The 18,458-nt window shown below is 52.2% G+C and carries 18 protein-coding genes; 10 read left to right on the top strand and 8 right to left on the bottom strand.

The window, feature by feature from the left end; all coding sequences use genetic code 11:
• The first annotated feature begins 215 nt into the window (after window positions 1-215).
• On the top strand, window positions 216-1,406 hold the full coding sequence (fabV, locus tag P0X86_RS25250; protein WP_277746758.1) for an enoyl-ACP reductase FabV: 1,191 nt from the start codon (window positions 216-218) through the stop codon (window positions 1,404-1,406).
• A 115-nt stretch (window positions 1,407-1,521) separates the two neighbouring features.
• Here the strand turns inward: fabV and P0X86_RS25245 are convergent, their stop codons facing one another.
• Complete coding sequence (locus P0X86_RS25245; protein ID WP_277746757.1) at window positions 1,522-2,214, bottom strand: GyrI-like domain-containing protein; 693 nt, start codon at window positions 2,212-2,214, stop codon at window positions 1,522-1,524.
• Between the two features lie 95 nt (window positions 2,215-2,309).
• Here P0X86_RS25245 and P0X86_RS25240 point away from each other — a divergent pair, with 95 nt between their 5' ends.
• The gene (locus P0X86_RS25240; protein ID WP_277746756.1) at window positions 2,310-2,804 is read left to right on the top strand and encodes a GyrI-like domain-containing protein; all 495 of its coding nucleotides are present in this window, start codon (window positions 2,310-2,312) and stop codon (window positions 2,802-2,804) included.
• 125 nt (window positions 2,805-2,929) lie between these two features.
• On the opposite strand, the gene P0X86_RS25235 is transcribed toward P0X86_RS25240, so the two are convergent.
• From P0X86_RS25235 to P0X86_RS25225, 3 genes are all read right to left on the bottom strand, one after another.
• Window positions 2,930-4,092, bottom strand: a protein-coding gene (locus P0X86_RS25235; RefSeq protein ID WP_481858172.1) for an IS3 family transposase whose coding sequence is annotated in 2 segments (ribosomal slippage) — window positions 2,930-3,828 and window positions 3,828-4,092 — 1,164 coding nt in all. Because the reading frame shifts where the segments join, the coding sequence is not laid out codon by codon here.
• 372 nt (window positions 4,093-4,464) lie between these two features.
• The gene (locus tag P0X86_RS25230) at window positions 4,465-5,322 is read right to left on the bottom strand and encodes an AraC family transcriptional regulator (protein ID WP_277746755.1); all 858 of its coding nucleotides are present in this window, start codon (window positions 5,320-5,322) and stop codon (window positions 4,465-4,467) included.
• Window positions 5,323-5,465: 143 nt separating this feature from the next.
• Window positions 5,466-6,584, bottom strand: coding sequence for a DUF3626 domain-containing protein (locus tag P0X86_RS25225; protein ID WP_277746754.1), 1,119 nt, complete (start codon window positions 6,582-6,584; stop codon window positions 5,466-5,468).
• A 212-nt stretch (window positions 6,585-6,796) separates the two neighbouring features.
• Between P0X86_RS25225 and P0X86_RS25220 the strand changes: the two genes are divergently transcribed.
• Entirely contained in the window at window positions 6,797-7,558 is a 762-nt protein-coding gene (locus tag P0X86_RS25220) for an SDR family NAD(P)-dependent oxidoreductase (protein ID WP_277746753.1), read from the top strand.
• Between the two features lie 51 nt (window positions 7,559-7,609).
• Window positions 7,610-7,822 carry a YdeI/OmpD-associated family protein gene (locus P0X86_RS25215; protein ID WP_277746752.1) on the top strand — a complete coding sequence of 71 codons (213 nt, stop codon included), beginning with the start codon at window positions 7,610-7,612 and terminating at the stop codon, window positions 7,820-7,822.
• Here P0X86_RS25215 and P0X86_RS25210 read toward each other — a convergent pair.
• Window positions 7,814-8,545, bottom strand: coding sequence for an MORN repeat-containing protein (locus P0X86_RS25210; RefSeq protein ID WP_277746751.1), 732 nt, complete (start codon window positions 8,543-8,545; stop codon window positions 7,814-7,816). The two genes, P0X86_RS25215 and P0X86_RS25210, sit on opposite strands and share 9 nt — an antisense overlap.
• A 237-nt stretch (window positions 8,546-8,782) precedes the next feature.
• Here P0X86_RS25210 and P0X86_RS25205 point away from each other — a divergent pair, with 237 nt between their 5' ends.
• The gene (locus P0X86_RS25205; protein ID WP_277746750.1) at window positions 8,783-9,844 is read left to right on the top strand and encodes a suppressor of fused domain protein; all 1,062 of its coding nucleotides are present in this window, start codon (window positions 8,783-8,785) and stop codon (window positions 9,842-9,844) included.
• A 147-nt stretch (window positions 9,845-9,991) separates the two neighbouring features.
• Window positions 9,992-10,975 carry a diaminopimelate dehydrogenase gene (locus P0X86_RS25200; protein WP_015737036.1) on the top strand — a complete coding sequence of 328 codons (984 nt, stop codon included), beginning with the start codon at window positions 9,992-9,994 and terminating at the stop codon, window positions 10,973-10,975.
• 48 nt (window positions 10,976-11,023) lie between these two features.
• Here the strand turns inward: P0X86_RS25200 and gdhA are convergent, their stop codons facing one another.
• On the bottom strand, window positions 11,024-12,403 hold the full coding sequence (gdhA, locus tag P0X86_RS25195) for an NADP-specific glutamate dehydrogenase (RefSeq protein WP_096776697.1): 1,380 nt from the start codon (window positions 12,401-12,403) through the stop codon (window positions 11,024-11,026).
• Window positions 12,404-12,791: 388 nt separating this feature from the next.
• Between gdhA and P0X86_RS25190 the strand changes: the two genes are divergently transcribed.
• Entirely contained in the window at window positions 12,792-13,679 is an 888-nt protein-coding gene (locus tag P0X86_RS25190; RefSeq protein ID WP_277746749.1) for a hypothetical protein, read from the top strand.
• 91 nt (window positions 13,680-13,770) lie between these two features.
• On the opposite strand, the gene P0X86_RS25185 is transcribed toward P0X86_RS25190, so the two are convergent.
• Window positions 13,771-14,607, bottom strand: a complete 837-nt coding sequence (locus P0X86_RS25185) for a YitT family protein (RefSeq protein ID WP_009595825.1) — start codon at window positions 14,605-14,607, stop codon at window positions 13,771-13,773.
• Between the two features lie 323 nt (window positions 14,608-14,930).
• Here P0X86_RS25185 and P0X86_RS25180 point away from each other — a divergent pair, with 323 nt between their 5' ends.
• The 3 genes from P0X86_RS25180 (at window position 14,931) to P0X86_RS25170 (ending at window position 17,776) form a co-directional block, all read left to right on the top strand.
• Complete coding sequence (locus tag P0X86_RS25180; RefSeq protein ID WP_277746748.1) at window positions 14,931-15,695, top strand: SDR family oxidoreductase; 765 nt, start codon at window positions 14,931-14,933, stop codon at window positions 15,693-15,695.
• Between the two features lie 126 nt (window positions 15,696-15,821).
• Window positions 15,822-16,358, top strand: coding sequence for an SMI1/KNR4 family protein (locus P0X86_RS25175; protein ID WP_277746747.1), 537 nt, complete (start codon window positions 15,822-15,824; stop codon window positions 16,356-16,358).
• Between the two features lie 224 nt (window positions 16,359-16,582).
• Complete coding sequence (locus P0X86_RS25170) at window positions 16,583-17,776, top strand: multidrug effflux MFS transporter (RefSeq protein ID WP_277746746.1); 1,194 nt, start codon at window positions 16,583-16,585, stop codon at window positions 17,774-17,776.
• An 89-nt stretch (window positions 17,777-17,865) separates the two neighbouring features.
• Here P0X86_RS25170 and P0X86_RS25165 read toward each other — a convergent pair whose 3' ends face one another.
• A complete protein-coding gene (locus P0X86_RS25165; protein ID WP_277746745.1) occupies window positions 17,866-18,363 on the bottom strand; it encodes a DinB family protein in 498 nt (165 codons plus the stop codon).
• Window positions 18,364-18,458 lie beyond the last annotated feature (95 nt).

Below are 18,458 nucleotides of genomic sequence, written 5' to 3'. Positions count from 1 at the left end.
TGTATTTTATGGTAGCAGATATAGCGCATTAAACATAAAGAACCTCTCTTTGGAAGGAATGCAGGCTGAAGCCTCCGTCACACCAAAGGGAGGTTTTCTTGATTTTCCCGTCAAAACATTTCCTCTCTCCGCTAAAAACAGTTAAAATAGAGGGGAACTTGGCAGACCATACATAAGGTATGAAACGACGGATACGAGAAGAGAGGTATATAAATATGATCATTAAACCTAGAACACGCGGATTTATTTGCACGACATCCCATCCTGTAGGCTGCGAAGCCCAAGTGCAGGAGCAGATCGATTATGTACTGAAGCAGCCTGGAATCGAAGGGCCGCGCAATGTGCTGGTCATCGGCGCCTCCACGGGGTATGGCTTGTCGGCCAGAATAGCTGCAGCATTCGGCGCCCGGGCGAATACCGTAGGCGTGTATCGTCCAAGCCAGGCCACCGAGAAACGGACCGCATCCGCGGGCTGGTACAATTCGGCCGCTTTCGAGAAGGCAGCGGATGCCGCCGGCTTGAAATCGTACAGCGTGACGGGAGATGCCTTCACGCAGGAGACCAAAGCCAAAACGGTTGAACTGATCCGCAAAGAGCTGGGCCGGGTCGATCTCGTGGTCTACAGCGTTGCGTCGGCTCGACGCACGCTCCCTGAAACGGGCGAGACGGTCAGCTCGGTATTGAAGCCGATCGGACCGGCGTATACCAACAAAACGGTTAACTTCCACACCGGTGAAGTGACGGAGGTTACGATTGAACCGGCGACGGAAGAGGAAGTGAAGAACACCGTTGAGGTCATGGGCGGCGACGATTGGGAATTGTGGATGAACGAACTGGCGGAAGGCGGCGTATTGGCTCCTGACGTGACGACCATTGCGTTCTCTTATATCGGCTCCGAGATTACCAAGGCCATTTACCGGGACGGATCTATTGGACAAGCCAAGGATCACTTGGAGGCCACCGCGCTGAAACTGAACGAGAAGCTTGCCACCGGAGGCGGACGCGCATACGTTACGGTGAGCAAAGCGTTAGTGACTCAATCCAGCTCGGCGATTCCGGTCGTGCCGCTGTACGTATCGGCGCTGTACAAAGTCATGAAGGAAAAGGGGCTGCACGAGGGCTGCATCGAGCAGATTTACCGTCTGTTCTCCGATCGTCTCTATAACGGGCAAGAAACCCCGGTGGACGAGAAGGGCCGTATCCGTATCGACGATTGGGAGCTTCGCGAGGACGTTCAGGCCGAAGTAGCCGAATTGTGGAGCAAAGTGACCAGTGAAAATATCGAAGAATTGACCGACCTTGCCGGTTACCGCCGCGAGTTCTTCCAGCTGTTCGGCTTTGAAACCGACGGCGTGGATTATGATGCGGATGTAAATCCCGTGGTCGACAATCCGAAAGCCATTTAATCGAGCAAAGGCGAGCTCCGGAAAGGATCCGGGCTCGCTTTTTTATATCGCCAAGGGGTAAACCTGAATATGCGCATCCGCAGCGTACCATTTCCCGAAAGTGAAATTCCCTGATTCAGGTTATAGGGATGTAGATCTGGGTCTTCGAGGCATGCACCGAGGTTCTCAGCTCCAAGCTGTAGTGTTCGGGGTTCGGCATAAGTCCGCGTTGTTTCAGCAGCTGAAGAACATAGGAGTAGGACTGGTCGGTATCCTCCCGCTCGGAATGGCCCTCATGGGTGTACATCGCATACTCCTGCGTCGGCAGGGTTAAACCCACCATCCGCTCCGGCATATCCCGGATCGTGCTGACCTCGAACCCTGCTACATAATGATAGATCGGCTGCCGATTCAAAACAGCAGCAATAAACAAGGGGTTCGGCGTTTTATGGCGGATATAGGGAATCTCCTCCATCCGGTTTTGAAGCTCCTGCCACAGCCTGGGCTTGAGGGCCTGAGACATGTAATAGGCCGTGAAGGGGAGCTTCATCTCCAGGCCGACGATCAGCGTCCGCGGTTTGATGATCCGCTGAATGGTCTCGTTCGTCTGCTCGGATCGTTCCCGCTTCTGCCGAGAAGTCAGGATGGAATAGCCGCCATTCTTTCCTTCATTGGCGTATAAGGGAACGCCTAGCCGAGACAGTTCATGAAGATAGCGGAGCATCGTACGATACGAGACCGAGAATTCATCGGCTAACTCGCCGACGGTGAAGTTCTGCCGTTCATACACTCGCTGCATGACGTTAAGGATCCGTTCGGTTTTGGGCATAAATCTGCTCCTTGAGTATTTTATATACTGTGACAGTTTCTGGCATAGTTCAAGTATATAATGAAACTAAAAAGAGGATAAAGGAGTATTTACCGATGAACATCGATCAACGAAATGAAGCAGCGGTTACGAGAAAGCCGGCATTTCAGGCGGTTGGATTGAAATGGGAGGGCACATTTGCCGAGGCAGGCGCGGGCGGAATCCGGGCGGTGCAGCGGACGCTGCAAGAGCGGCTCGCGGAGATTCCTAACGCAATCCATGCGGACACCCTGCTGGGGTTATCTTACCACGCGGCTCCCGGGGGTGAAGGATTCATCCATTATGCCGTCGTCGAAGTGGAGCGGATTGAGGAAGTACCGGAAGGGATGGTTACGATATCCGTTCCCGCATTAACCTATGCCGCTTGTTCCCATCGCAAAGGGCAGAGCATCGACCAATCTTACAACAATATCTATGCCTGGATTGCGGAACAAGGCTACTCGGAATACAACCCGGATCATTTAACGCATTTCGAACAATATCCGATGAGTCAAGACCCGTATTCGGATGACCCTGAGTTTATGATCATGATTCCCGTTCAAACGGAATAGCCGGATCTGACAGGAACACCGCAGGCAACAAAGGACGGACTTTCTAGCCTTATATACAAACTTATGCGAAAAGCCGCAAACCTGGTCATAACCCTGGCAAGTAGACAGTACAAAAAAGACAAGATTTAAGCTGCGGCCGTTTCCCGGTATTCTACCGGGGAACGGTCGTTTAATTTTTTCTGGAATCGGTTCTGGTTATAGAACAAAATGTATTCACTCACTTGCTGTTCAACCTCAGCTTTGTTTGCTGCCTCATTCAAGTATATTTTCTCGCTCTTCAAATGAGAGAAGAAAGACTCGATACAGGCATTGTCCAGGCAATTCCCTCGCCTAGAGTGACTGCCTAGCATGCCGAGTTGTTTCAGTTTACGGTTAAATGGTTTTGACGTGTATTGAAATCCTTGATCCGAGTGTAGGATTACCCCACTCACATCCACGTGCTGACGGAGTCTATCCAGCGTTTCATGAACCAAAGCGAGGTCATTTCGTTCCGATAAATGCCAAGCTACAATCTCGTTATTGTATAAATCCTGAATCACAGACAGGTACACAAATTGTTCTCCAGCACGAATATAGGTAATATCTGTGACCAGTTTAGTTCGTGGCGTATCCGCTTTAAACTGGCGTTGAAGCCGATTCGGATTCACCACGGAAGCTTGTTTTCCAAAGAATCGACGCTTCTTCCGAATGACAGAACAGATTCCTAATTGTTTCATTAATCGGTACACCTTCTTGTGGTTGACCCTAATGCCTTCCCTCCGTAAAGCTACCGTCATTCGAAGATAACCAAAGTAGGGATGAATGCGATGGATGGCAAGCAGATGGGATTCCAATTCATGCTGCTTTTGTCTACGTTCTTTTGCCGCTTGCAAGCTCTTTCTCCACTTGTAATAGCCTGAACGGGAAACCGCGGCTAACTTCAAGAGCCAAACAAGACGATGGCGTACTCGCAAGTCCTCTATGATCTGAAATCTAGCTGCTTTACTCGTCACTCCTTGTGTAGATTTGGATACTGCTTTTTTAAATATTCAATCTCCGCTCGCAAGTATGCCATCTCTTCTTCCATACTGGAAAACTTCGTTCTGGGGCGTCCCCGTTTGGATGTGGCAGGTTCTAGGCTCATTCCACGTTTCGTTTTCGCCGCCCATACTTGTACTTGAGATTTATTTTGAATACCTAAACGTTTTGCTACTTCACGAATACTCATATGTTCTTCGTTGACCAGCCGGGCCGCCTCCAATTTTAATTCCAAGGAGTACCGTTGGTAAGTTTGTCCTTTTTTAGCCATGAAAAAATCCCCTTCGTTAGGCAAGATTAAGTCCATCTTAACAGATGTCTTTTTTCTCTTGTCTACTAAAAGGGGATAATACCAACCGCTCTGATAAAGAGCGGTTTTTTTTATATTTCCATCTTGATGCGCATGGAGGATATCTAGTTTATCCGCCTGCCGACGCGTTAATCAGTATAGAGTAAACGATTGATCATTTTGGGCCCTATCCGGTGCTCATCGGCACGGCGGCATTGTTAACGGCGGGATGGTTGGCGCTGAGGCTGTTTCATTTCGGCAGGAAAACATGATGGGGACTCACTGCACCATAGTCGGCCGTGATTTATGACTTTTGATGCGGTGAGCCCCTAAACATGTCTTCAGCAGCAATACTTATTGCGCCTTTCGAATGACAGGAATCCATAATTCGTTCTTATACTCGTCCGGGGGAAGATAGCATTCGATTGCAGGCAGCGGCGCTAGATCGTAGGCATGGGACGGGATCCACTCGGTATAAAGACGCTTCCACATCTCCGCAATACGGCTCGGATTTCCTTCCAGCTCGAATACCGCCCATGAAGCGGCAGGGAAATGCCGCAACACCATCGGTTCCGGAGGATTATGCGTCGATACGACGGACATGATGTAGTCGAAATACTCGTTCTTTCCGTAGTCGCCGTCTGCACAAACCCCGAGAATTCCCCGGATGGGATGGTCTTGCGCACGGTAGTTCCACAGCTTGTCGAAGATGCCTTCCGCATGGGCGTCTTTCCAGAGAAAAGGAACCTCTTCATAGGCGCGCTGCGTGCTTACTTGCTTCTTGAAACCGACAACGGAAAATGCCTTCATTTCTTCGATTCTGTAATTCATTTCGGCAGCCCCTCGCATGGAGAATTGAAAGGAGATGCGGGGATAGGCCTTCAGCTTGGTACCGGCTTGGCGGGCGGCCGTCGGCGTTGTGCCGTGCATGTTCTGGAATGCACGCGCGAACGCCTCCGGGGAATCATAGCCGTATTTAAGTGCAAGGTCGATGACCTTGATGTCGCTGTTTTGCAGCTCGTAAGCGGCCAGCGTCAATCTCCGTCTCCGTATGTATTCGGAGAGCGTGACATCCGTAACGAACGGAAACAAGCGTTGAAAATGGTATGCGGAGCAGCAGGCGACCTTCGCCGCTTCAGCGTAATCGATCTCTTCGGTTATGTTCGCTTCTATATAGCCGATGGCTTCATTCATCCGCTGGACCCAATCCATCCGGTCATCATCCTTTCTAAGATCAATATATAAGAAGTCATAGCAGGTAGGCCTAGCCGTTTCTGCACGGATTTCGCTAGCCATGCTATGTCCCCGTATCCGCGAGCTGAGATTCCGTTGGAAACGCAAGCTGCAAATGCCGCTTAGCGGTCTGCGGCATTCGGATTCGGATTCGGATGTCCATATTTTACGAGCACATGCCACAGCTGTTTGAGATGCTGAAAAGTTTCTTCATAGGTTCCCCAATCGCTCCAAGAGCTTGGATCATCCTCCAGGTGAGCAGCCGCTTTGCCGATGATGGCCGCATCCAGGACGCCTTTCGAGCCTGCGTAGCTCTGGTCGATCCGCTTGGCGAGCGGCGGCATGGCGGGTCCCCGGAAGTTATTGGGGACATCCTGCACGGCAAGAGAGAACCCCGGATGCCAGGACAGGGCAAGATGATATCGCTCACACAGCGCGTGGAGCAGGCGGCCGATCGGGGTATGCTTGTAGGACGGATCGGCAACCAGGGCCTCCGCATCGCTGGACAAGTCGATGGGACCATGGATCTGTGCTTCAATATAATCGTCCAAGGAGCGGCCGACCGGTCCGGTGGGACCGGTATGCGATGAAGGAAGATGAATCAGCCGCTCCAGCATAGCTGGAATATTTACATTCGGAGAACCCAGGGCCGAGCCGGTGGATTCCACTTGCTGCAAGAGCGCAGCGAGAATCGAATCCCACTGACGTATGGTGCCTACAAACTCGGGACCTGCGTGACTGTCACCGAATGTAAAGGTGCTGCGCTTCAATATGCCCGGGGACAGCACCAGAAAACAAGAACCGAAGCGGGGAGACCCCCCGTCAGCATAATTCATGAGATTGAGTGCGCCGTACTTCGGCCGCTCGTCATGGCGAACGCCGGGCTGCTGGTAGGCTCCGCCAAACAGGAGCCGTTCCCATTGGTCGCGGTCGCCGCCCGGGTGGGCCGTACGGCTTCCGTTGGTCACGCTCGTGATGAACTGGTTATGATATACGCCTTCCGTCAGGAGAGATTCGATAACGGAGCGGCCTGTAGGCAGTATCCGATCCGGATGGAAATTCAACGTGACCCGGGCATGCTTTTCGATGAGCTTTAACTGTCGGCACATCGTCACGGATTCTTTTCCATGTTTTCGTAAAATATGCTCCGTCATGGCCGAGGTGCTCTTCCGTGCGTTCGCCGCTAACGATTCGACATGAAGAATCGCTTGTTGCTGCGCTTCGGTTAACCGTTCGCTCATTTTCGGCTCCTCCATACCTTCATACTAAAATACAACGATACGATATTCCTCACTTCTATCCCTGATGCGTAGATTCCTCCATGGATGCGGATTTCGTGTTTCAGGAGTGTTGGACAGCCTTTGCTCTCAGAACATCCGAAATGATTGCCCGAGGCCAAGACGTCATGCTTTAATGTAACTACAGAAACGAATCCAAGGTGATGGAGGTTACCATGCAGCCCAATTTCAGCATTCAGGATAAAATCGCAATCGTGACGGGTGCCAGCAAAGGCATCAGTTACGGACTAGCCCAAGCGCTCGCAGCGGCAGGAGCCAAGGTTGCCGTTATGGCACGTAGCAAAGCGTCGCTGGATCGATTGGTTGAGGAAATCTTCATGGCGGGAGGCCAGGCCAAGGCCTATGAGCTGGATGTGCGCAATGTGGAGCAGATCCGATCCGTATTTGGACAGGTAGCCAAGGACTTTGGCCGGCTGGATATCGTGGTCAATAACGCGGGTTTGGGAGAGGGCATGCTCGCGGAAGACATCACGGAAGATTATTGGGACGAGATGATGGACGTTAATTTGAAGGGCGTATTTTTCTGCTGTCAGGCTGCCGGCCGCCTCATGCTGGAGCAGGGCTATGGAAAAATCATCAACGTCAGCTCGCAGGTCAGCATCGTCGGGATTACCGAAGGCGCTGCCTATTGCGCCTCCAAGGGCGGGGTTAACCAGCTGACGAAGGTGCTGGCGCTGGAGTGGTCCAGCCGGGGCGTCAACATCAATGCGGTCGGTCCCACCTTCATCCATACGCCGGGAACGGCCGAAAGATTGGACTCCCCCGAGTTCCGGGACGGCGTATTGGCACGGATCCCGGCAGGCCGGATCGGCACCATAGGCGATGTGGCCGGCGCCGTTATCTATTTGGCATCGCCGGCATCCGACCTCGTTACGGGCACCTTGCTGCTTGTGGATGGCGGCTGGACGGCACAATAGGGATGACGGAATAAGCCTTGAGTGAGCTGAATCCGGCGGCCCGACAATTTTTTGATCGTTTGCCCTACAGCCAACCAGCGCCGCTTGGCGCTGTCGATTGAAGGGGCCAAGACGATGGAGACGCGTCAGCGGCGAATCGATAAATCGGTCACGCTTCTGAACGGGGGACGTGCGCAGAAAGACGGTGAATTCCTTCCGGTCAAATCAAAGAACCCGGTTCTGCCTTGGCAATACCGGGTTCTTTTTTATGGCGGGTTATTTTAACGGAACCTGCTTGGACAAGGCTTCGAATTGCTGCAGATGCGGAGCCATCTTGGCTTGAATGCTCTTGAAGTATCGGAGCGCGGCGTCGTTCTGACGCTGCTCGGCCGCCGAATTGGCCGGGAAGATCGAGTAACGATGGTTGACGGAACCATTCTTGTATTGAGCGCTGAACATCGTTCCGCTCGCCCAGTTTTTCTTCATGTTCTGATTGGTGCCCATAATCACGAGCAGTTCCTTGCCCTTCTTGTAGGTAAAGCTGTAGTCGGGATCGGCCACGGCATGAATGACATCGTATCCGCTTTGGAAGACGCCTGCCTTGAATATCCCTTCCTGGATCTGGTTCCATCGGACGGACCCGTCCGGCAATGTCACCTTATGGGTCAGGGTGCCTTCGCCATCCATTTTGTCATGGTTCCAGCGGCCGCTGTACACCACCTTATGCGTTTCGCCGTCCAATTGGTATTCGTTAATGTATTTACCGCTCCCGGCACGCTTCCCGTCCATGAAATCGCCGGAATATTGTTTGCCGTTGCCCCACTTGATGGTGCCGCGTCCGTTAGGCTGGCCGTTAGCCGCTTCGCCGTAATAGGACGTCCGTTCGGAAATTTGTATCCATTCCTTGGCGGAGGCCGCGTCGGCAGATGCCGGCTGCAGGGCCAGAGAAGAGACTGTAAGCGAAGCGGTGAGCGTTAAGGTTACTGATAATGCCGTTCGTTTTTTCATGAACATGTAGGCTCCTTTGTTGATATGGTACTATTATACACTTCTCTGGAAACTTCTTCATTCCCCAATATGTCCTATATAATGAAGTGAAGGAGGATGATGGGCTATCGTCCTGAAGCTGCCTTGCTTGTATTATCGGTAATTGTTGAATGCGCCGCCTAATGGAAGGGGATATGATTTAACGGGGGCGGATAGGGTGAAGTTTAGGATGGAAACGATAACGGGAGGGAACAGGATATGACATATGAAGATAACGCACCCGGCTGGGACGCGATTGACGATGCACTGCTGAAGCTATATGGAGAGCAGGAGCCGAAGCATTACGGAGCGCTGATTCCGTATGCGCTTGGAGGACCTGATCCGCTGAATGGAATCAGCGCTTATGTCTTGGATACGCCAATGCCGCATTGGCATATGGTTACCTATGGTTTTAGCGAGCTGTATGATAAAGAATCGGATCATCTGGAGGAGAGCGGTTACGGATTCGAATTGACGTTGAGGCTGGCTAAGCCGGAGGATGAGGAAGAGCCGCCGGCATGGGCGCTAAATCTGCTTCAGAATATGGGGAGATACGTGTTTAATAGCGGGAATATTTTTCGCTCGGGCGATTATTTGGATGCCAATGGACCGATCTGCCTGGGTGCCGATACGCAGCTGACCGCACTCGCCTTTGTCGAAGATCCCGAGCTGCCGGCCATGGATACACCGAATGGGCGGGTCGAATTCCTGCAGATGATCGGCATTACCCGGGAAGAGCTTGAGGCGATGCAGACCTGGAATACGCTTGGCGTGCTGCAAGCTTGTGCAGAACATATGCCGCTTTACATAACGGATTTGAATCGGGATTCGTTTCTTAAGGTACCTTCGATCTCGGAAACCGTGGATAGAGGAATGAAGGAGGAAGGCTCGAACACCGGATTTCTATATGTGAGCCAGCTGGCTTTTGAACCGGGAAAAAAGGGCTGGTTAAGCAAAACCCCGGCTGCGCTCCAAATCGGCGCCAAGCAGGCGGGCATCATCGGCAAGCTGCTGCAGGGGCGAATTCTGAAGGAGAAGAGCTTGAGCCTTGTAGGTCCGGAGGTTCGGGTCGTATTTGAGCCGGGGAACGAGAGCCGCTGGACCGCGGAGGATGGAGATGTTACGTTGATCCTGGACGATCGGACGGCGGGTGAATTCTCAAGCCGTTTGGTTCCGCAGGTCAGCATCTTCGAGCTTTCCGGTTTACCTGGAATCCGAATTGACATCGTGAAGACGGAAATCAAGGATCAGGAAGGAAACGTTGTTCAAGTTATCGGGTAGCAGGTGAAAATATGAATGACGCAGCTAGAAACAATTTCCTCTTCATATAAAATAGTTTACAATTAGTGTGATGTCTATATACTTATACTTTAAAGCAGTACATAAACATCATGTCAAAGCAAATGGACTGACAAAGGGAGGATAACATTGAACGCAACTATTAAAGTAGGGATCGTAGGTTATGGAAACTTGGGCAAGGGCGTGCAGAAAGCTATCGGGCAAAATCCGGATTTGGAGCTGGTAGCCATCTTCACGCGCAGAGACCCGCAGCAAATGCCGGCCAATTCCGGTGCGCGTTTCGAGCATATTTCAGTGGCAGAGCAATATATCGGGAAGATTGACGTGATGATTCTGTGCGGCGGTTCGGCTACCGATTTGCCGGAGCAAACGCCACAGCTTGCCAGCATGTTCAATACGGTAGACAGCTTTGACACGCACGCTAAAATTCCTGAGTTTTTCCAGGAGGTTAACAAAGCGGCGATGGGCGGCGGCCATATCAGCGTCATCTCGACAGGCTGGGATCCGGGCTTGTTCTCCATGAACCGTCTGCTTGCCGAAGCGATTTTGCCGGAAGGCAAAGATTATACGTTCTGGGGCAAAGGCGTAAGCCAAGGCCATTCCGATGCGATCCGTCGCGTACCCGGAGTGAAAGCAGGCGTTCAATACACGGTTCCTGTAGAAGAGGTTATTAACCAGATCCGTTCCGGTGAGACACCGGAGCTTGCCACTCGCGAGAAGCACCGGAGAGATTGTTTCGTCGTTGCGGAAGAGGGCGCGGACCAAGAGCAAATCCGTCAGACGATTGTGTCGATGCCGAACTATTTCTCCGATTACGATACAACCGTTACCTTCATTACGCAGGAAGAGCTTGAGGCTGAGCATGCCGGAATGCCACACGGCGGATTTGTCATCCGCAGCGGGGTTACCGGAAACGGAAGCAAGCAAATTGTTGAATTTGGCCTGAAGCTGGACAGCAACCCTGAATTTACGGCAAGCGTGCTCGTGTCTTATGCAAGAGCTGCGCATCGCTTGAGCAGAGAGGGACAGCAGGGCGCCAAAACGGTGTTTGACATTCCGCTCGGGTACCTGTCGCCAAAATCGGCCGAACAGCTCCGCAGCGAGCTCCTATAAGCTGTAAAAAGCCCTGCCGCATATGCGGCAGGGCTTTTTTTGTGTAATTTATACGATTCCTTGCGCGATCATGGCATCGGCCACTTTGATAAAGCCTGCGATGTTGGCACCGGCCACAAGATTGCCGGCTACGCCATACTCTTCGGCAGCATCTACCGCACTGTTGTAAATGTTCTTCATGATTTGATGGAGCTTCGCATCCACCTCTTCAAACGTCCATGACATTCTCATGCTGTTTTGGCTCATCTCGAGAGCCGATACGGCAACACCGCCTGCATTGGCGGCTTTAGCCGGTCCAAACAATACGCCCTTGCTGATGAACAACTCAATCGCCTCCAACGTGGAAGGCATGTTCGCGCCTTCGCCGATGGCCTTCACTCCATTCGAGATGAGGGTTTTGGCAGCGTCGGCGTCGAGCTCATTCTGCGTGGCGCAAGGGAGTGCGATATCGCATGGAAGCGACCAGATTCCCGTGCAGCCTTCGGTGTATACGGCATGCGGATGAATCTTCACGTATTCGCTGATCCGCAGACGATCCCGCTCCTTGAGCAGCTTGACGGTTTCAAGGTTAATTCCTTCCGGATCATACAGATATCCGTTAGAGTCGCTGCATGCGATGACGTGCGCACCGAGCTGCTGTGCCTTTTCGATGGCGTAGATGGAGACGTTGCCCGAACCGGACACCACGACGCGGCTGTCCTGGAAGCTAAGGCCCTTCGCAGCCAGCATCTCCTGTACGAAGTAGACGCAGCCGTAACCGGTTGCTTCCGTACGTGCCAGGCTTCCTCCATAAATGACGCCTTTGCCTGTCAGCACGCCGGCCTCATGTCCTCCGCGGATGCGTTTGTATTGGCCGAACATATAACCGATCTCGCGAGCGCCCACGCCGATATCGCCGGCAGGCACATCGGAATCAGGTCCGATATGACGGTACAGCTCGGTCATGAAGCTCTGGGTAAAACGCATGACTTCCTGATCGGATTTGCCTTTCGGATCGAAGTCCGAACCGCCTTTGCCGCCGCCGATGGGCTGGCCGGTGAGCGAGTTTTTGAAGATTTGCTCAAAACCGAGGAACTTGACGATGCCGGCATAAACCGACGGATGGAACCGGATGCCGCCTTTGTACGGGCCCAGTGCGCTGTTAAACTGAACGCGGAATCCGCGGTTGACTTGCGTTTTGCCTTGATCATCCACCCAAGGTACGCGGAAGGTGACCATGCGCTCCGGCTCGACAAGGCGCTCCAGAATGCCGTGTTCACGATATTTCGGGTGCTGGGCTAACACAGGGACGAGGGAATCCACAAATTCCCGGACGGCTTGGTGAAACTCGGACTCATGCGGATCGCGGGCTACAACTTGGTTATAGATGGATTCCACATATTCTTGCGCGGCAGTAAGGGGTGAAGTTACAGAAATATTCGTAGTCACTTTTGCGATGCACTCCTTCAAATCGTTAAAGTAGAATTGCGAGAAAAATCGTTGGTGTTTCAGAAAAGGGACGCCCGTCTTGAACCATTTGTACAAAACCATTAAAAGTTTGCACTCAGCATTTTTAAGTTAAAAAGAATTTTATAGAATCTTGCCTCGTATTACCAATAAAATGTTTTTTGCAAACTCATTAAATATTTCTATGAACCTGTCATTAGGTGTAAGTTAATCAGCCATTATCCCGTGTTTTATGTAGCGAAAATGCAAAAAAACATCCGATTTTGTCATGGAAAAATACAAATAAAAGGAACTTTGACATCAACTTTTTCGGCCATTTTTTCGTCTGAGGTTATGGAAGAGTTGGAATCTTATTACAGGAGCTGAAGGCATGAAAAAGATATGGGCAGCGCTGTTCATGACAGCCATTTGTACCTTGACCGCATGCGCCGATTCGGAGAATGGGAAAGTCGAACCCCCGCCCGTTTCGAGCGTGGAGCCGGCCCCTGACGTAAAGGAGGACCAACCCTTGGTGATCCGGAATGTGGCTGCCTTACAGGAAGGGACCTTTGCATTTTCCGACGAAACGGGGCATAAGCTGCTCGTTAATCCGGATGCCGCGATTCAGGATGAAGAAGCCTCGCTGATTGCCATCGGCCAGGGCGGCGAGCCGCTTCCGGTCCAATATGCGGGTGAACAGCAAGCGACGGAAGAAGATAACGGCAGGCAAACTTCGCAGAATTTCAGCCATCAGGCCGGGCAGCTGTACGAGGTGACGGAGGGGACGGCCGCCCCGAATGCAACGTACTTCATCATACCAAAGCGCCATGTTCCGGAAGAGGCGCTGTTGACCATCCAGCCGGCCAAGCCGGAACAGGCGGATGGACAAGTGCTGCAGGAGATCAAGAACAGCAAGGGGAGAGCGGTAGAGCAGGCATGGCCGCTTATTCAGCTTCCGGAGGAAGAGTCCCTCTATCTGGTGCAGTTCGTCAGAGAAGGTGACGATATGCTGGCCAGCTTGGCGCTGAAACGCGAGAGCGGCTGGCTGTATTACGATTATCCGGCGAAGTACGATCCGAGCTCGACGTGGAGAGTGGATGACCAAGGAGAGGTGCGTCCGGACATGTTCTCCTTTCTGTTTGCGGCAGAATCGGAGCTTGGTCTTGTGCTTGGCGTGCAGTGGATGGGCGCGGAAGGTGAGAATGTTTCGCTTCTGTCCGTATCGGACGATGCGATTACGGATCTCGGGCTGGAATATGGAAGATATATGTCCCCCTGATCCTTCGATGGAGCCGAGTTATTACGAAAAAAGATCGAAACCCGCCTCAGCGATGGTTTCGATCTTTTTTTATCTAACGATAAGTCCGGCTTTACTTCGAAATATCAATAAATCCTTCCCCGAACACGTCACGTACGTCGTGGATGGTGACAAAGGCGTTTTTATCCTCGGCACGGACGATTTTTTTGAGCATGGAAACTTCCTGTTTGCTGATGACGATGTATAGCACGTCTTTGGTCTGACCGGTGTAATATCCGTACCCCCGGAGCACGGTCACCCCGCGGTCCATAATCTCCGTCACCCGGATGGCAATGCGGTCATGATGTGTCGAGATGATGGTAACGGCTTTTTTGGGATTCAAGCCCTCAATGATGAATTCCATTGCCTTGGTGCCGATGTAGAGGATGACCACGGTGAACATCACCTTCTCGATCCCGATTACGAAAACGGACAGTCCGGCCACGATCAGGTCAAAGAACAGCAGGGCATAACTGATATTCCAATCCCAATATTTATTGGCCAGACGAGCCAGTATCACCGTGCCTGCCGTCGTTCCGCCCACCCGGACGATGAGTCCGATCCCGACGCCGGCGAACAGTCCGGCGAAAATGGCGTTGATCACCGGCTCATCCGACGCGATGCGCCAGTTCTCCGTCAAGTGCAGGAACAGGGAATGAAAGGCGACGGCAATGATGGTATATACCGTCGTTTTTTTATCCAGCAGCTTGTAGCCGATCATCAGCAATATCCCGTTAATCACAATGCCGACCAGCGCCGGCGACCATTTCAGCACATAAAACAGGATGATCGATATCCCGGTAACGCCGCCTTCGCCAAAATCGTTGGGAATGACGAATAAATTGACCGCCAGCGCAAAAATAAATGCCCCGATGAGCAGCATGATCATATCAAACGCTCTTTTTTTCATACGATATACCTCCATGACTTTCAACAAGCTCACAAAAAAAGCGATTAAAGGAAAAACTCATCCTTTAATCGCTTTATGCAAACATAGGTTGCGCAGCTCTTTTGATATACTCATTATAATAATCTTCACATGGAATGTAAATGATTTTTAATTTTCATAAGCTTGCAGGTCGGCGCAAATCCCTGCATTCCAGCCCCCTATCCAAGAGGGGGCTTTTTAATGATGTTTGAAATCGAGCGGAGAGCGGGAATAGGAGCGCAACATTTCAAAATGGGAGCTGTGATAAAACTGAAAGGGAAAGAAGAAGAGGAGATGATGAGAACATGAAAACATGGAATGGAACAACGGCTTTGGTTACGGGCTCCAGCCGGGGCATCGGACGTGCCATCGCGAACCGATTGGCGAAGGAAGGAGCCGTGGTCGCCGTTCACTACGGCAAGAATAGGGAGGCTGCGGAAGAGGTCGTCCGCGAGATTGCGCAGGCCGGAGGGGAGGCTTTTGCGGTTGGAGCGGACCTCCGCTCCTTGGAGGGGGTAAATGCCCTGTTCGAGTCGCTGGATGAGGCGTTGAACGACCGGACGGGCAGCACGCAAATGGACATCCTGGTTAACAACGCAGGGATCGGCTTGGTGGAGACCATCGAGGAAACCACGGAGCAGAGCTTTGACGAAGTGATGCATCTTAACGTGAAAACGCCGTTCTTCCTGATACAGCAAGCTCTTCCCCGCCTTCGGGACAATGGGCGCATCATCAATTTATCGTCTGCGGTCACCCGGATTTCCCTGCCCAATATTCCGGCGTACACGATGACGAAGGGAGCCATTAATGCGCTGACGCTCTCCTTGTCGAGCCAGCTGGCATCCCGCGGAATCACGATCAATGCGATACTGCCCGGATTCGTAGCTACCGACATGAATGCCGGAATGCTGCAGGATCCTGACTCGTATCGGTTCGGGGCCGACTATTCGATGTTCGGAAGGTGGGGGGAGCCGGGGGATATCGCGGATATCGCGGCGTTTCTGGCTTCGCCGGACAGCCGCTGGATCACCGGTCAGTGCATCGATGCCAGCGGAGGAACCCATCTGTGACCGCCGCCGTTGCCGCAATCCATGAACATAGAAAGAACCTACGGCATGATTCCTTTTTCCAGTATTTCCTTTATAATGTTTGAAGAAGTTGCGAGGAAGGAAGTATTGGGACGGAGGCAGGCGAAGATGTGGAATATCGATTTTGAGCACGCGTACGACATACGCGCGGGTGCCGCCGAAGAACAAATTGCCCGTTTTGTTATGGAGTGGAATGCAGGGCTTTCCGTGCAGGAGATGGATGAAATCAAGGGGAGACAAGTGAATCCTTTTCATAAAAGCTCCCCCTTCTACGATCAATATGTTCCGTTGGATCCTGCAGGCTGGAAGCTGCCTCGGCGAAACTTTCCCGCAAGCTATTTGGAGTTATTGAAGTATTCCAACGGCGGGGAATTTCAACAGGGAGCACGTCTTTTCCAGTTCTTTAACACGGATGACCTGAGGGAGATGAATCTGGCCTACGAGCTGCCGGAGTATATGCCTGGTGCGGTGTCGTTTGCGATGGATGGAAGCGGAAACCATTATATGTTCGATATGAGGGAAGCGCCGACAAACGGCGAATATGCGATTTTGTTCGCGCATTCCGGCAACCTGGGGTATGAAGACTGCGAGCGTGTTGCGGATTCTTTGCCGGCGTTATGCACGGAGACTTGGGAGCTGTATTGAGCGTATCATGAGAGCTGGCAGGGGATTGTATAGCCTTGGAGCAAGAGCCCACGCGTGACGCGTGGGCTCTTGCATTTAGCGTTCGGCCGACGACGTATCGGATCTCGTACAGGTGAACTTTCAATGCTTTCATTTACTAGACTAACCAAATGCAAACCCCCGATCCCGTAATTCCTTTGCCGGCAAACTAGAGATTTTCTGAAACGATAAGGGGGAGTTTGGCTGTGCAAAGAAAAATCTCAAAACCGTCGCTGCTGTTGTTTATTGTTCTTGTGGGTTTCCCGCAAATAAGCGAAACGATATATACGCCTTCATTACCGGATATCGCCCATCATTTAGGGGCGGGCAATAATGTGATCCAGCTTACGCTCAGCATTTACTTTCTGGGCTTTGCCTTTGGCGTGTATTGCTGGGGGAGGCTGTCCGATTCCATCGGACGGCGCCCCGCCATGCTGTGGGGCATCCTGGTTTATGGGTTGGGCAGCCTGGGCTGTTATCTGTCCGGTTCGGCCGAATGGTTATTGGTCAGCCGGTTCATACAGGCTTTTGGTGCCAGCACGGGCTCTGTCGTCACGCAAACGATTTTGCGCGAGACCGTAGTTGGAGCCAAACGCCATGCGGTGTTTGCCCAGATTTCGGCGGCGCTGGCGTTTACTCCTGCGATAGGGCCGCTGATTGGCGGATGGGTAGATCAGTCGCTCGGCTTCCGAGCGGTTTTCTTCACGCTGGTAATATTGAGCGCAACCGTATTGACCTACACCTGGATCTCCCTGCCCGAGACCAGAGTACAGGCCGCCTCGAGGATTAACACGTTCTCGGTGGTCAAGCGTCTGCTCTTCGATCGCAGGGTATGGGGATTCGGTTTTCTTATTGGAGCGACCAACGGCATTTTGTTCAGTTATTATGTGGAAGCGCCCTTTATTTTTATTGAATTTTTTCAGATGAGACCTGCTGCGTTCGGCTTCTTCGGAATCTTAGTGGCGATGTCCTCGATTTTAGGCGCGCTGCTGTCGAAAAGGCTGCTGACCATGCTCAAGGCAGAGCGCATGATCTTGCTCGGCACGTTCATTACGTCGGTGGGGGCCCTTTGCTTCACGGGTTTTGCCCTTAGCGGGATCAAAGCCACCGTGATGGATTTGGTGTTAATGGTATCCTGTATTTTTATTATTCTGCTCGGCATCGGAATGGCCATTCCCAACTGCCTCAGCCTGGCGCTGATCCATTACGGAGACGTGCTTGGGACGGCAGGGGCCATCTTCGGATTGGGTTATTACGTTGTCGTCAGCCTGATAACGAGCGGCATGAGCTTTCTTCACGACGGCTCGTTAGTCGCCATGCCTTTGTATTTTCTTGGGCTGGCCGCGGTCATGGTCTTCGTGAGCGGAATGCTCGCCCGTCAAGCACGAAGCAGCTCATAGAAAAGCATTAAACTAAACAAGTCGCAGAGTGCCGGCGGTTATGCCGGTACCCGCGACTGTTTGACGTTGTCCGATCGGGAAGTTTTAGTTCATTGCGCCGCCTCGTCGGCAGATGGACCGTAGATGCCCGGCACCGGAATATCGAGAAGCCGCAGATATACCCCTAACTGAGCCCGATGATGAACCATGTGGCTGAAGCCGAAAGTGCGGAGCGCAATCGCCCGCGGCGCGCGGAGGATGATATGGTCGCCGTGGCGCAGCGTCCATTCCTCGGCGAGCGTTTTCTCGTCGCATTCGGCGAGCAGCTGCTCCAACTTGCCCACGTTCGCGTCGAATTCCTCCAGAACGTCGGCGCGTTTTTCCAAAGCCTCCCGCCGCAGCGGCACACTCGAAAGATCGAACTCCGGATACTGAAAAATCGCGATTTGCCAGTTGAGCAGGTTAATCAGGTGCGTGGCCAACCCGCCGAGCGTCATCGATTTCTCGTGCGGCTTCCACGACATATGCTCCTCGGGCAAGCGTTCCAGAACGCGGCGCGTATGAGCCAGCTCCTGCGCTGCATCGCCGATGATCAGTTGTTTTACCATAATAATCCTCTCCTCTCTTATGGCTTAGCATACTATATTTTCCGGTTGGGAGGAAAGCTCTCTTTGACGCTTATGATCTAGTAGAGTTTTTAGAA

Source organism: Paenibacillus sp. BR1-192 (genome assembly GCF_029542445.1).
GTDB lineage: Bacteria > Bacillota > Bacilli > Paenibacillales > Paenibacillaceae > Paenibacillus_AQ > Paenibacillus_AQ lautus_A.
The sequence above is the reverse complement of the archived record's forward strand: the minus strand, read 5'-3'. Positions and strand labels throughout refer to the sequence as shown.

What these genes read in the sequence shown, in the direction of transcription:
- P0X86_RS25180 (WP_277746748.1), top strand. Translation starts at nt 14,931, where the DNA reads ATGAAAACATGGAATGGAACAACGGCTTTGGTTACGGGCTCCAGCCGG.
- P0X86_RS25220 (WP_277746753.1), top strand. Translation starts at nt 6,797, where the DNA reads ATGCAGCCCAATTTCAGCATTCAGGATAAAATCGCAATCGTGACGGGT.
- P0X86_RS25210 (WP_277746751.1), bottom strand. Translation starts at nt 8,545, where the DNA reads ATGAAAAAACGAACGGCATTATCAGTAACCTTAACGCTCACCGCTTCG.
- fabV (WP_277746758.1), top strand. Translation starts at nt 216, where the DNA reads ATGATCATTAAACCTAGAACACGCGGATTTATTTGCACGACATCCCAT.
- P0X86_RS25240 (WP_277746756.1), top strand. Translation starts at nt 2,310, where the DNA reads ATGAACATCGATCAACGAAATGAAGCAGCGGTTACGAGAAAGCCGGCA.
- P0X86_RS25175 (WP_277746747.1), top strand. Translation starts at nt 15,822, where the DNA reads ATGTGGAATATCGATTTTGAGCACGCGTACGACATACGCGCGGGTGCC.
- P0X86_RS25190 (WP_277746749.1), top strand. Translation starts at nt 12,792, where the DNA reads ATGAAAAAGATATGGGCAGCGCTGTTCATGACAGCCATTTGTACCTTG.
- P0X86_RS25230 (WP_277746755.1), bottom strand. Translation starts at nt 5,322, where the DNA reads ATGGATTGGGTCCAGCGGATGAATGAAGCCATCGGCTATATAGAAGCG.
- P0X86_RS25245 (WP_277746757.1), bottom strand. Translation starts at nt 2,214, where the DNA reads ATGCCCAAAACCGAACGGATCCTTAACGTCATGCAGCGAGTGTATGAA.
- P0X86_RS25185 (WP_009595825.1), bottom strand. Translation starts at nt 14,607, where the DNA reads ATGAAAAAAAGAGCGTTTGATATGATCATGCTGCTCATCGGGGCATTT.
- P0X86_RS25165 (WP_277746745.1), bottom strand. Translation starts at nt 18,363, where the DNA reads ATGGTAAAACAACTGATCATCGGCGATGCAGCGCAGGAGCTGGCTCAT.
- P0X86_RS25225 (WP_277746754.1), bottom strand. Translation starts at nt 6,584, where the DNA reads ATGAGCGAACGGTTAACCGAAGCGCAGCAACAAGCGATTCTTCATGTC.
- P0X86_RS25205 (WP_277746750.1), top strand. Translation starts at nt 8,783, where the DNA reads ATGACATATGAAGATAACGCACCCGGCTGGGACGCGATTGACGATGCA.